Genomic DNA, 13,372 nt, shown 5'->3' on the forward strand with positions numbered 1-13,372 from the left:
ATGATAAATGCAACTAATGATCATGGCTGGCTTTTTACGCAGCTTTTTAGTAATTGGAAGAAGTTTGAGATAATTTACGTGACAATTTTGCTCTTACTCCAAGTAGGTGTTTATTTGATTGCACCGGATAGTTGGATCGGCATGCTTTCTGGAGTCTTTGGAACAATTGCCCTTGTTTATGGGATGAAAGGGCGAAAGGTAACTTTTATTTTTGGTTTCATTCAGTGTGTTGCGATGACTTATATTGCTTGGCAAAGCCACACGTGGGGAACATTTGTCATGGACATTTTTTACGTAATTTCTCAACCAATCGGCTGGTTTATGTGGGGTCACGATGATGCAACTAAACGTTTTAGTCCGCAAGCGCGGCGCTGGGTTTTTGCGGGTGTGGTAGTTGCTTATTTCATCGGCTGGTATGTTATTAGCCTCTTTCACGGACAACTTCCATATTTTGATTCATTTAATTTAGTGGTTAGCTTTATTGCGCAATTGCTTTATATTCTTAAATATCAGGAAAATTGGTCACTATGGATTTGGGTCAATACAGCAAACATTATTTACTGGATTATTTTGGCAATTCGGTTCCAAATGGGTATCCACATTGGAACTTTCGGTGGTGACTTATCGCAAATCGCTTTGCAAGCTGCTTTATTGTTTAATTCGATTTATGCAACTAAAGTATGGGCTAGTGGTGAAGCTGATAATGAAGGAGGCACAACAGATTAATGAGGAATTACAAAAAATATCAACGTATCTTTGGGATTGTGTTAGATTCAGTCGGAACTGGTGCAGCGATTGATGCGGATAAGTTTAATGACACGGGGGCAGATACGTTAGGTCACGTTGGTGCGGCTTATAAGAGGAGTTTGTCATTACCTAATCTTGGGCGACTCGGGCTCAGTAATTTACGCAAAGAAGCAATTTCAGGGATTCCTAACGCTCCTCATCCTTTAGCTTATTATGGCAAGATGATTGAAATTTCGGCTGGTAAAGATAGTATGGATGGCCATTGGGAGATGATGGGACTACCTGTTTTTAAACCGTTGTCGACATTCCCGCAAGGCTTTCCTCAATCACTTATCGACCAGATTGCAGAATTTTCTGGACGGAAAGTAATTGTCAATCAGCCATATTCTGGTACCGCTGTAATTCATGATTACGGTGAACGACAAATGGACACTGGCGAACTGATTATCTATACTTCTGGCGATTCAGTCATGCAAATTGCTGCACATGAGGATGTAATTCCTGTCGAAGAACTTTATAAAATTTGTCGCTTTGCTCGAACACTGTTGAATGGACCTGATTATCAGGTTGGTCGGGTGATTGCACGCCCTTATATTGGCCCAGATAAAGATCATTTTATCCGAACTGCTAATCGCTGTGATTTCACCTTAGAACCGCCGACGCCAACAGTTATCGACCAGCTTCATCAAGCAGGCTATACGACGATTGCGATTGGTAAAACTAATGATATTTTTTCAGGACATGGATTTACCCAAACTTATCATAATGAAAGTAATATGGATGGAATGGATCATGTTGATGAGGTGATGAAACAGAACTTCACTGGTTTTTGTTTTATCAATCTAGTTGACTTTGATACGATGTATGGACATCGTCGTGATCCGCAAGGTTTTGGACAGGCGTTAATGGATTTTGATCGGCGGCTAGGAAAAGTTTTGCATAATCTTAAAAGCAATGATTTATTAATTATTACTGCCGACCATGGAAATGATCCTGGTTTTCGTGGCACAGACCATACTCGTGAAAACGTCCCATTACTGGTTTATTCTCCGTCAATGCTAAAAAGCGGGCCGTTGGGTACTCGTCCGACATTTGCTGACTTTGGTGCAACTGTGCTGGATAACTTTAATTTGGCGCGTGGTGAATATGGGACTAGTTTTTTAGAGCAATTGATATAAATAAAAAGAGATTAAAAAATATCAACAAGGGAGACTAAGCTAGTTCCGCGTTATCTGACTATTGTTCATAAAAGTAGTTGAGGCTGGGAGAGAACGAATGTTTTCTCCCAGCCTCATAATTAAACTTAATTATTATCAAACGGATCCCATTCGTATTTTGCACGCGCACCGCCAATCAATTTTGGCCGATTGCGGAGATAAGTTGTATGAGCCAGTCCAATTTGTTTTATAGAAGTACGAACTGGGACTTGGACAAATTTAACATGCATGCCAATTGAGGTGTCGCCGATGTCCATCCCAGCTTCAGCAGTAATGTGTTCAACTTCAATCGGATCGTTAAAGTTTTCAAAAGCAGCAATTTGTCCTGCACCCCCTGCATGGAGCGAAGGGAAGACAGTAACTTGATCAAAGCCGCGCTCCTTAGCTACACTTCGTTCGACAACTAGTGCTCGGTTAAGGTGTTCGCAACCTTGGACTGCTAAATGGAGTTGGTGTTTTCGTAAGATGTTAACAACTGTCGAAACAATCGCCCGGGCAATCTCAATGTTAGAGTTCTTTCCGATTATTCCGCCATGGACTTCACTAGTTGAAAGGCCCAACACGACGAGGTCATCTTTTTCTAACTGAGCTTGATCTAATAATTCTGTTAAACCTGTTGCTGTTTGTTCTTTAATTTTATCAAGGTTAATTCTTTCTACTGTCATTAATTATCATTCCTTTATTATGAATAATATATCTAATTATCCACATTATACTAGGAAAAACCTTTGTGTAGCTAATAGTTGCCTGCTCTATTTATGAGCCTAAAAGAGATTAATGCCCAATTTCTTGACGATTATTACCAGTTAGTTCAGTTTTTATTGACATCTTTATCCTAGAAAGATGTATATTTTAGGCGATCTATGAAAATTTGACAGATACTGTCTTTCAATAGGAATTGAAACTCAAATAATCCTTTGCTATACTACAATTTGTAGATATGCCTTTTATCTTTCAAAAGGCACGTTCGAAGGTAGGTTGCTGGAAAAATACTGATTTTATCGGTGTTTTTCCAGTATTTTTTATTTATACGATAGGAGTTCAGGATATGTCTAAATTTCGCTTGCAATCCGTTGTCTTTGTCTTAACCGCATTTTTATTAGGATGTAATGAATTTATGGTTGTGGGGGTTATTTCTGATATTGCCAAAAGTTACCATGCCTCATTATCAACGGTTGGCTTTTTAGTTACTAGTTTTGCAATTATTTATGCTGTCTGCACGCCTTTAATTACCACTTTGACAGGGAAGTTTGATCGTTTCAAGGTTTTAATGGTGTTGATGTTAGTCTTTTTAATCGGCAACACTTTAACCGCAGTTGCGCCTAACCTGTTCTGGCTATTTGTTTCGCGGATTGTAACAGCTGCGGTCGCGGGGACGATTATTTCACTGATTCTTGTATTTGTAAGTATGATTGCACCCATTGAAAAACGGGCAATGCTGGTCGCTTCAACTTTCGCTGGTTTTAGTATTGCTACAATTGTAGGGGTCCCCGTTGGAACGGCAATTAGTAATGCTTTTTCTTGGCGGGATAGTTTTGCCTTAATTTCGGTTTTAACTGTAATTATTTGTGGCTTCTTGTATTGGCTAATACCGCGTAATAGCCGTCAAGCGAACGCGTCATTGAGTAACCAAGTTCAACTTTTTAAGGATCGACGAATAGTTCTTGGGGTTATCGTAATGGTAACTTTAATGTCTGCTGAATATACATTCTATACTTATGTTCGTCCGATTATTACTACTGTCCTCGGCTTTAGTACGACTAACTTAACATGGTTATTAGGACTTATTGGAATTACGTTTATTCTTGGTAATATATGTGCCGGAGTAATTGCAAACCGTTTTGGAATCACTAAACTTACTATTATTAGTAGTACCGTCCTTATTTGTTTATTGTTGATGAATGCAATGTTCCATGTAGCATGGTTAGGGATCCTTTTATTGTGTGTCATTTGTTTTGTTCTAGGAATGCCCGGTTCAATTCTGCAAGTAATGTTTCTGAACATTGCTGATCGGGAATATCCAGAAGCAATGAATCTGGCTTCTTCATTAAACCCGATTTGTACTAATGTGGGAGTATCGATTGGTTCTTTAACGGCATCGATTAGTATCAATTTTGTTCAAATTAACCAGATTGGATACGTTGGGGCAATCTATGCCTTAATCGCAGTTTTTGGTTCGCTTTATCTGATTAAAATAAGCGCCAATTAGAAATGATTATATGCATTTGAAGAATTATTCCAATAGCAGTAAAATTATTTTTGTATTAATAGGTTTAAGTACTATTAGGGAGGATAATTTTATGAAGTTAAGTAAGCAGCAACTAGCAGCTGCCTTGATGACTGTTGTTTTAGCAGGGTCAGTAATGATTGGCTCGGTAGCGATTGCGGAGGCTGATAATGCCAGTGGATCACCAGAAGAGCAGGCTGATATTACTAATTGGATTGCTAATACCCCCGAACAAATTTCTAATAATATGGCAATGCAACACATTAATACTAATAACCTTAATGGCACTCGTTATATTATTCAATGGGGTGACACTTTATCGGGGATCTCAGCCGCAACTGGAATTTCTGTGGCTAAACTTTGCTATGATAATAACATTCAAAATGCTAATTTAATTTTTGCTGGGGATGTTCTTATTTTAAGCCGTGAAGGGAGCGTTCCTGCTGGATATGATCCTAATGTAAATCCAAATGTTGTTGCCCAAACAAAAATTACAATCAATAATGGACCAACAACAGTAAATATTACCGTTCAACCACAATCAGTTGTTAAGAACTATGATAATTCCGACAATTCTGATCATTCGACAACAATTTACAAGGCTGGTGCGGTAAATTCATTTAACAACAACGACAATGATAATGAACAAAGCGCTAGCCAATCCAGCTCAACTAAGTCTCCTAAGCATAAAAAACATCAGTCTTCATCAATCGATGCTTCTGACATTGTGAGCGGCTTAAATGATGCTAATAATAATAACAAGCTGTCCTTTGACGAAGGTGATGGCGGTAGTGACGCCGATGAACTTAATGTTGATTCAGCAGCTATTTTAAAGGACGCAAAGAATGATGACTATGATGCGATTCTTAGTGAAATCAAAAGTGCACTAGGTTCAAAAGCCAAGAAGGATACGACAGTTTACATTGAAAAAGACGGCAACAAGATCCATATCTACGCTAGTGTTGATGATGACGCCGATAGCAGCAATAGTAGCAGCACTAAGGATGATGAAGATAGCAGCAGTAGTAGCGAAAGTGAAAGCAGCGATGACAGCAGTCAAAGCAGCAGTGATGATGCAGATAGCAACAGTCAAGCTACTACAAGTGATCACGACACTGACACTTCTGACGATGAGTAATAGGGGATAAAAATGCAAAAAAATGCAAAAATTATTATTTCTGTTTTAGTAGCAGTAATGGTTGTTATTGGCGGCTTTTATCTCTATGCTAGTCGAACAGTGGCTAAACGCCTTCCTGGTCACGTTTATGAATATACATCAGTGTCAGGCAATCAGAATGCTTATATGACCTTTGCCACAAGTGGGGATCAAGTTGTTGTTACTCCCGACAAAGATACAGCGATCAAAGCAAGTAATAGTGCCAGTGATTTCCAGCAAGCTTACCAAGACAATGCCAAAGATGGTAAGTGGAATTATAAGGTGCAAGGGAATCGGTTAACACTTTCAAAACTGCAAGATGGGAAAGTCTCAATGTGGCAGTATAACCATATGTTAGCATTAGGCAAAAAGATGCGGTCTGGTAATTTTACTTATCAGATTGCTAATGCTGGTCAAGGAATTGATCATAAAGCGACTAAGTTTGAACAAATTCGATGATATAAAGTTAAATAAAAGGGTCTCCCAATTCTAAAGGAGACCTTTTTATTATGGATAAATATGAGATTCCCTCCTTAAAATGAAAACGCTGTGACAAAACACTTAAACTTAGCTAAAGCACCATCAGTTTAATAATTAATCGTGATAAAATGACCATACATTAATATATTAGAATTTTGTTGTTAGGAATGAGAGATGATTAAGGAGAAAAGATAATGGCAATTTACTTACGACGAGCAACGCTGGATGATCTTCAAAGTGTGATGACAATTATTGAACAGGCACGAGCACAATTAAAAGAAAAGGGTAATCCACAATGGCAAGACGGTCATCCTTTCCAGAAAACGATGGAAAATGATATTAAAGCTGGCTATAACTGGGTGCTAATTGATAATCAAAAAATTGTTGGGACGGCTACCTTACAACTAACTCCGGAACAAACGTATGAAGAGATTAAAAATGGATCATGGCTAAAGCCAAATGAGCCATATGCGATCATTCATCGATTAGCAGTTCTTCCTTCCCGCAATGGCCAAGGCTTTGGAAAATATATCTTCTCCAATCTACTTACGGTTGGGTATTTGCAGGGAGTAAGGAATTTCCGTTATGATACTCATTACAAAAATATTCCTGTTCAAAAAATAGGCCAAGATATTGGTTTTATAAAACGCGGAACGATTTATATTGATGACAAAATTGACAATAAACATATGGGGTTTGAATTGAATTTAAAGTAAAAAGTTCAATTATCCTAAATGGTTATTAGGGCAAATGGAACTTAATATTAATTTTCAATAAGGATATTATCTTTCTGTAATTATTCAACTTAGCTATTTTGCTTTAACTAATTTTACAACGAGACTGGTGCCCCATGTCATTGCGATGATGATAATGATTGTGGTAACGATCCTGCCAAGCGGAAATGAATAAATTAGCAGGATTCGATAAATGATAAAATCGATTAACCAGAGAATTAGGTTAGTCCATTGGTAATTTTGTTTACGATAATCTGCTTTTAAAATAAAGTAACATGCTATTTTAGGTAATTGTTGTCTGTTTTCGCATAGTAAAAAGCGACCAGTAATTACTATGATCCTAGTCGTCCTTTATTAATCCTTCCTACGTTGGCATTATCCAAATCAGGTTCATTGGGTCGAGACGCATAGTCCCCTCTCAGCCTGTCTGCAAGCTCCCCGTTTATGCAATTCAATGTTAATCTTAGCAAATCTCGGTTGAATGTCCAATTAATGATCTTAATTTACTGATTAAACCAGACACGTCTCCTTTGATGTGATATAGTAAGGGTGTAATTTTTTAAGTAAAGCGAGGGAAGATCATGGCTAAATACACTGTTGAATTAAGTGAAGAAGATATCCAAATGATCAAGGATTGTCATTCAAAGAATCCTTCTATCATGAAGGCAATGAACGACGCTAAAAAAGTTGAAGATTAATAGCTAGACTGGAAAGAATAGGGAAGCATTCTTTCTGGTCTTTATTTACGTTTCGGAGGATAAAATTGAAAAAATAATAGGAGTTCTTGCGATTGCGGGCTTAAGCGTTGCCTTGGCTGGTTGTGGAAACCAAAACACGCAAAGCAGTAGCAATACCGCAAAGACTAATTCAGAAGCTAGCAGCAGTCAAAGTACTACCACTACTAATAATACAAGCAGTAGTAGTGAGTCACGCCACGATAGTTCATTATGGAATAATCAAAAGAATAAGCAGTTGGCATCATTTATGCAAAAATGGGGACCAACAATGCACCAATCCTATGAACAATATGATGGGCAAAATGAGTTGAAGGTTTCAACAGGAATAACATACCCAGATGGCTTGAGTAAAGAGTTAGTGGAAGGACAGTCTGGTTTGATTGGCTGGGCACCATCAGGCAAGGGTGACTATGAATATAATGTTGTTGCTATCTATAATCATGACGGAACAGAGCCGCCACTACCGAACCGGATTACGTACTTTTTTGCCTTCCATAATGGTAAACCAGTTGTGTTAGTTGACCAATCGAATAATGGTGATCCGGACTGTCACCCAACGACTAATACAGATCTAGAAAGTAACTTTGAACGAATTGCAAATGAATAATAAAAACAATCCCACCATAACGTCAGATGGTGGGATTGTCATTCGGTTGGAAAAGCTGTCTCTAAATAGAGATTGTTTTGTAACTGTGTATTAATGAATATCCTATCTAGAAAACAACGAATCCTTTTTGAAAAGAATGGCGTCATCAAGCAACGCAAAGATTATTACTGTGCGCTTAACGATGCAATTAAATCGCCAGCTAGTGACTCCACTCCCTAAAAAAGAAAGTGATAAGTAAAGCTAAGACCATACTAATAACTTTATTTATCACCTCTATATTAACACATTATAAAATATTTTATAGTGCGGAAATGATAAAATTAGATTGGAATAGATATTCAAAAACTGAATGGAAAAGAATGAAATTTAAATATTGGATTTTGAAATTAGATAGTTCTAAACTGTTTTTTAGAATAAAGGAGGCAATTTCAATGAAAAAAGCGATTTTTGAAAAAGCAGGTCAAATGAAGATTGTTGATGTCGATCGCCCAACAATCGAAAAAACTGATGATGTCATTATTAAGGTAGTGCGGACCTGTGTTTGTGGTTCCGACTTATGGAACTTCCGGGGAATTAATTCAGTTGAAAAAGATTCTGAAAACTCTGGTCATGAAGCAATTGGAATTGTTGAAGAAGTTGGTGAAGATATTACTACTGTCAAGCCGGGTGACTTTGTGATTGCTCCATTTACTCATGGATGTGGACACTGTGCTGCTTGTCGTGCGGGCTTCGATGGCTCTTGCCAAAGTCACAGTGATAACTTTAGCTCTGGTGTTCAAGCTCAATATATCCGGTTCCAACACGGTCAATGGGCGCTTGTTAAAGTTCCCGGTAAGCCAAGTAACTACAGTGAAGGAATGCTTAAGTCCCTCTTAACGCTTGCTGACGTTATGGCTACTGGTTATCACGCCGCACGAGTTGCTAATGTTAGCGATGGCGATACGGTTGTTGTAATGGGTGACGGTGCTGTTGGTCTTTGTGCGATTATTGCTGCCAAGATGCGGGGCGCCAAGAAGATCATCTCTACTAGTCGGCACGCTGATCGTCAAGCTCTTGCTAAGGAATTTGGTGCTACGGACAATGTTGCTGAGCGTGGTGACGAAGCAGTTCAAAAGATCATGGAACTCACAAATGGTGCCGGTGCCGACGCTGTTCTTGAATGTGTCGGTACAGAACAATCAACTGATACTGCCATGAAAGTTGGTCGTCCGGGTGCCATCGTTGGCCGAGTTGGCTTACCTCATACGCCAAAGATGGACATGACAGCACCATTCTATAACAACACTATTGTCGGCGGTGGCCCAGCATCAGTAACCACTTACGATAAGGATGTGTTGTTGAAGGCAGTGCTTGATGGCGACATTAATCCTGGGAAGGTCTTTACCAAGAGTTTCGACCTTGACCAAATTCAAGAAGCTTATGAAGCAATGGATAAGCGTGAAGCAATTAAATCTTACATTATTATGGATGGCTTTGAACGCGATTAATGTTTAAAACTGATTGAAACAATAGTGAGTGGAAATTAACCCTCTCGACAAGGCGGTGTAAGGATAGAATGGTGATTAGCACGGCATGGGCTGATTATCGTTCGGACTTAGTGTAGTTACGACGCGAAGCTAGCCTACGAGGATTTTCACAATATCGTAACACTATTCGTATAAAAAACGAGGCTGTTGAAAAAACAAAAGTTTTTTCTCAGCCTCTTTGTGTACTTACAAAAATTCAGGACAAGATAAACGCATAAAATCAATAAGCGTGCTAAAATACTGTGATAGAGAATAAGCGTAAACGGGATGATAAAAATGCGTCGGTATGTATTTTTAGCACTGGCAATTGTTTTAAACTCAATTGGTCATTCAATGACGATTGTAACAAATTTAGGGAGTATGCCTTGGCCAGCCTCCATCGTCAATATTATGCATATGATGGGTTGGAACATGACAGAGACGATTTTTACAGAAGGACTATTTGTCATTGGCCTTAATATTATTTTGGTTGGCGAATTTGTTCCTAAAGAATTTGGCTGGGAATTGACGTTTTTAGTTCCCTACAGTATTTTAATGCAACTCTTTGCGAATTTATGGCGATTTTGGGGAATCGATACAATGAATATTTTCTTGCGCTTCGGTTTTGATCTGCTCGGTTTAGTGATTGCCTTTGCTGGTTATGCTCTTTACCAGCAGTGTGATTGTTGTTTTCATCCACACGATAAGTTAACGGTCTACCTAAAACGCCGCGCCAGTCTTAAATTCACGAAATATTTTAACATTGTCTTGCCCGTTATCATTATCTTATTATGTTCTCTGAAAAATCATGCGATTTTTGCTTTTAATATTGGAACGGTGATCGGCTTTTTCGCTCAGAATTGGATTGTCAGTTTTTGGCAGGAACGCCTTGAACCGTGTTGTCATTTCTAACTTTATAGAATGGGGATGATTAAATGCGTCGATTTTTAGTAGCACTCTTAGTCGCTGGAATAATTGGAATTGGCGATTATCAGGTCCTTGCTGATGCAGATGCGCCTTCCCAACCTTTCCAGTCATCATTTTTTAGTCAGGATTCTTCTGATAGTAATGATTTTCAGTTTTCTAATGGTGGACAACGACCGACTGCAGATCGGCTAAGAATTCCAGAAAACACACCAACACCGCTTGAAGGTTTTAGGTGGAAGAAAAAGAATATTACTATTTATATGGGAACGGCTGATCCAAAATTAAAATGGGCTTTTCGTGATGCGGTCAAAAAGTGGAACAAGACGAAAGCAGTTCATATCCGCTGGACTAAGAACGAAGATAAGGCCAATATTATTGCGGCCGATGGTGATCTAGCACGAAATAATACGGGAAACAATGGTGTTGGCTATACAACATCTGAACTCGGCTCAACTCGGACTGAATATGATCCGACTACGAATATCTTGCATAAGGCAACCTCAACTTTGGATCCTAATCAGTTAGACTATACTAATAAAGAATTTCGAAGTGAGGTTGCTCAACACGAACTGGGTCATGCCCTTGGATTGGCTCACGCTCCAGAATATGAACATAGTGTAATGATCCCACGAAACATCAAAAATGGAATAACTAAAAATGATGCTAAAACGTTAAGGATGTTATATCATGAATAATTTTGCAATAGGTGTTGACAATTAGTAAGGATAAGGATATTATAATTACAATTAAATTAGAAATTGCTTAGAAAAGATGAGTAATTATTTAATGCCATTACAGAGAGCTAGGAAAGATGAGAACTAGTATGGTAATGAATAATGAAGATGGTCTTGGAGCAGACTGATGCTGTGAGCATACGTGTTAGCAGCAAGCGATTAGCACCCGTTACTGTGCTGGAGTATTTTTATGTACTTCTTGCGGGTCTTATTGTGAGATAAGGCTAAATTAGGGTGGTATCACGTTAATGAAGATTAAACGTCCCTAGGAATTGGCTAGATTGTCGTTCCTAGGGATTTTTTAGTTCCAAGATTCATTCTCATCAGGCAGAAAAGGAGTGTTTTATTATGGCTAAGGTTGAAAGTTTTACATTAGATCACACAAAGGTTAAGGCACCTTACGTTCGTTTAATTACCGTTGAAGAAGGGGCAAAGGGAGACAAGATTAGTAACTATGATTTACGGTTAGTTCAACCAAATGAAAATGCAATTCCAACTGCTGGTTTGCATACGATTGAACACTTGCTTGCTGGCTTGCTTCGTGACCGTTTGGATGGTGTAATTGATTGTTCTCCATTTGGTTGCCGGACTGGCTTTCACTTAATTACATGGGGTGAACATTCAACTACTGAAGTTGCCAAGGCATTGAAGTCTTCACTTGAAGAAATTGCCTACAAGACTAAGTGGGAAGATGTTCAGGGAACAACGATTGAATCTTGCGGTAACTACCGTGATCATTCATTATTCTCTGCTAAGGAATGGTCAAAGAAGATTCTTGATGAAGGTATTTCAGACAAGCCATTTGAACGGCACTTGGTTGACTAATAATAATTTTGGTAAACGCTGACTAAGGATTTCTCGAGAATAACGACATGTCGGGTCCCGTTGGCTATTGCGATTAGTTATTTTAATAGCGAAAACAAAAGTAAAGGGGTAGTTATGATGAGAAAGAAAAAGCATACCGGTTGGTGGATTGTTGGTATTGTAGTAGTGATTTTAGTTGCGGCTGGACTTAGTGTGGGCGCTAATGGTGGGTTTACTCGCAACGATGAGATTACTGTTGGAACGATTGGCCCGGATGTGCAGGTTTGGCAACACATTGCAAATAGTAAGCAAGCCAAAAGTGAAGGTTTGAGGATTAAGGTCAAGAGTTTTACTGATCCCGTAGCCTTAAACCGGGCGACTGCTAGTGGTGAAATTGACGTTAATGCTTTTCAATCATGGTCATATCTGCAAGCTTATAATAAGGAAAATAAGAAGGCACAGCTAGCAGCGATTGGAACTACCTATTTAGAACCAATGGGCTTATATTCAGATAAATATAAGAGTGTTAAAGACATTCCGAATGGTGCAACAGTTGCGATCGCTAATAATCCAGCAAACACGGCGCGTGGTTTATTGCTTCTGCAAAGTGCAGGTTTGATTAAGCTAAAACCCGGCTTTAGTGCGACTAGCGGAACAAACGAAATTGCGTCTAATCCAAAGAACCTTCAATTTAAAGAAATTGATGATACCACCGGGCCACGGGTATTAAAGTCAACTGATTTAGTATTGATTGGAAATACGATTGCTTTGACCGGTCACTTGAATGTTTTGAAAGATTCTATTTATCATGAAAAGGTTAATCAAAGCACAAAGAACAACATTAATGTTTTAGCAACTGCTAAGAAGAACCGTGATAACAAGGAATATAAGAAGTTAGTTAAGCTTTACCATGATAAGCAAATTCAACAATGGATTGCTAAAAAGTATCAAGGAACAAAGATTAATGTTGATAAGTCATTAAACTATTTTGAAAATTAATCATAAAATTATAATTAGCTAAAAGATTATATTATGCTAATATAAAGCCTTTTTTATTCATGATTTTCGAATAAAAAGGGCTTTTTGCGTGCTTGTATTGGGGAATTAAAAATTATTATGAATAATTTTTAATTTTATTCGATGTGAGGATAAATGATTCTATTAAACAAATTAATAAGAAGCGAGTATAATTAAATTGATAGAAGCTTAGATTTAACTACAAGGTATGATTTGAATAAGGGAGCTAAAATTATGAAATGGGAAAGAAAACTTGCGCAAAGCGTAGTCACGATTGTTTTACAAGCATTGGTTGCACGACTCGTATATCACTTATTTGCAAAGAAACAACCGAAAGAAACAACGAAGGGCAATAACTGATGCGTTGTGGTAACGGATGGTATTAAGCGTAAAGCGACCATTCGTTTTTTTAGTAATTTTGCTCCTAACAATACCAATGGATAAATTCTACTGGCCTGCAAATTAAATCGGATGATGAAA

General features: G+C 38.2%; 15 protein-coding genes, 1 riboswitch and 1 other annotated feature. Of the genes, 14 read left to right on the plus strand and 1 reads right to left on the minus strand.

The genetic code is table 11. From position 1 onward, the window contains the following. Together pnuC and LMB57_RS06890 are read left to right on the plus strand one after the other, a co-directional pair. The gene (gene pnuC / locus LMB57_RS06885; RefSeq protein WP_229271218.1) at positions 1-726 is read left to right on the plus strand and encodes a nicotinamide riboside transporter PnuC; all 726 of its coding nucleotides are present in this window, start codon (positions 1-3) and stop codon (positions 724-726) included. Then, positions 726-1,925 carry a phosphopentomutase gene (locus LMB57_RS06890; RefSeq protein WP_229278150.1) on the plus strand — a complete coding sequence of 400 codons (1,200 nt, stop codon included), beginning with the start codon at positions 726-728 and terminating at the stop codon, positions 1,923-1,925. The genes pnuC and LMB57_RS06890 overlap by 1 nt, the downstream gene beginning before the upstream one ends. Before the next feature lie 125 nt (positions 1,926-2,050). On the opposite strand, the gene LMB57_RS06895 is transcribed toward LMB57_RS06890, so the two are convergent. Next, positions 2,051-2,629: a TIGR01440 family protein gene (locus tag LMB57_RS06895; RefSeq protein ID WP_229271220.1), complete on the minus strand. Its 579-nt coding sequence runs from the start codon at positions 2,627-2,629 to the stop codon at positions 2,051-2,053. A gap of 383 nt (positions 2,630-3,012) precedes the next feature. Here LMB57_RS06895 and LMB57_RS06900 point away from each other — a divergent pair, with 383 nt between their 5' ends. From LMB57_RS06900 to LMB57_RS09830, 12 genes are all read left to right on the plus strand, one after another. After that, positions 3,013-4,173: an MFS transporter gene (locus LMB57_RS06900; protein WP_229271221.1), complete on the plus strand. Its 1,161-nt coding sequence runs from the start codon at positions 3,013-3,015 to the stop codon at positions 4,171-4,173. Between the two features lie 91 nt (positions 4,174-4,264). Further along, on the plus strand, positions 4,265-5,329 hold the full coding sequence (locus tag LMB57_RS06905) for a LysM peptidoglycan-binding domain-containing protein (RefSeq protein ID WP_229271222.1): 1,065 nt from the start codon (positions 4,265-4,267) through the stop codon (positions 5,327-5,329). Positions 5,330-5,341: 12 nt separating this feature from the next. Then, positions 5,342-5,806 carry a hypothetical protein gene (locus LMB57_RS06910; protein WP_229271224.1) on the plus strand — a complete coding sequence of 155 codons (465 nt, stop codon included), beginning with the start codon at positions 5,342-5,344 and terminating at the stop codon, positions 5,804-5,806. 215 nt (positions 5,807-6,021) lie between these two features. Next, the gene (locus tag LMB57_RS06915; RefSeq protein ID WP_229271226.1) at positions 6,022-6,543 is read left to right on the plus strand and encodes a GNAT family N-acetyltransferase; all 522 of its coding nucleotides are present in this window, start codon (positions 6,022-6,024) and stop codon (positions 6,541-6,543) included. Positions 6,544-6,903: 360 nt separating this feature from the next. Beyond that, positions 6,904-7,012: riboswitch (TPP riboswitch) on the minus strand. A gap of 311 nt (positions 7,013-7,323) precedes the next feature. Next, the gene (locus tag LMB57_RS06920; protein WP_229271236.1) at positions 7,324-7,905 is read left to right on the plus strand and encodes a DUF4767 domain-containing protein; all 582 of its coding nucleotides are present in this window, start codon (positions 7,324-7,326) and stop codon (positions 7,903-7,905) included. Between the two features lie 93 nt (positions 7,906-7,998). After that, a complete protein-coding gene (locus LMB57_RS09825) occupies positions 7,999-8,124 on the plus strand; it encodes a hypothetical protein (protein ID WP_267493886.1) in 126 nt (41 codons plus the stop codon). A 212-nt stretch (positions 8,125-8,336) separates the two neighbouring features. Then, the gene (locus LMB57_RS06925) at positions 8,337-9,392 is read left to right on the plus strand and encodes a zinc-dependent alcohol dehydrogenase family protein (RefSeq protein WP_229271228.1); all 1,056 of its coding nucleotides are present in this window, start codon (positions 8,337-8,339) and stop codon (positions 9,390-9,392) included. 315 nt (positions 9,393-9,707) lie between these two features. After that, a complete protein-coding gene (locus tag LMB57_RS06930) occupies positions 9,708-10,322 on the plus strand; it encodes a DUF6198 family protein (protein ID WP_229271229.1) in 615 nt (204 codons plus the stop codon). 23 nt (positions 10,323-10,345) lie between these two features. Further along, positions 10,346-11,032: a matrixin family metalloprotease gene (locus LMB57_RS06935; protein ID WP_229271230.1), complete on the plus strand. Its 687-nt coding sequence runs from the start codon at positions 10,346-10,348 to the stop codon at positions 11,030-11,032. Between the two features lie 59 nt (positions 11,033-11,091). After that, positions 11,092-11,341, plus strand: a binding site (T-box leader). Positions 11,342-11,419: 78 nt separating this feature from the next. Next, positions 11,420-11,896 (plus strand): S-ribosylhomocysteine lyase, encoded by a 477-nt coding sequence (locus LMB57_RS06940; RefSeq protein WP_229271231.1) that lies wholly within the window; start codon positions 11,420-11,422, stop codon positions 11,894-11,896. Between the two features lie 114 nt (positions 11,897-12,010). After that, on the plus strand, positions 12,011-12,874 hold the full coding sequence (locus LMB57_RS06945; protein WP_229271232.1) for a MetQ/NlpA family ABC transporter substrate-binding protein: 864 nt from the start codon (positions 12,011-12,013) through the stop codon (positions 12,872-12,874). Positions 12,875-13,126: 252 nt separating this feature from the next. Further along, positions 13,127-13,252 (plus strand): hypothetical protein, encoded by a 126-nt coding sequence (locus LMB57_RS09830; protein ID WP_267493660.1) that lies wholly within the window; start codon positions 13,127-13,129, stop codon positions 13,250-13,252. The last annotated feature ends 120 nt before the right edge of the window (positions 13,253-13,372 follow it).

The organism is Limosilactobacillus secundus, from assembly GCF_020784695.1.
Lineage (GTDB): Bacteria > Bacillota > Bacilli > Lactobacillales > Lactobacillaceae > Limosilactobacillus > Limosilactobacillus reuteri_F.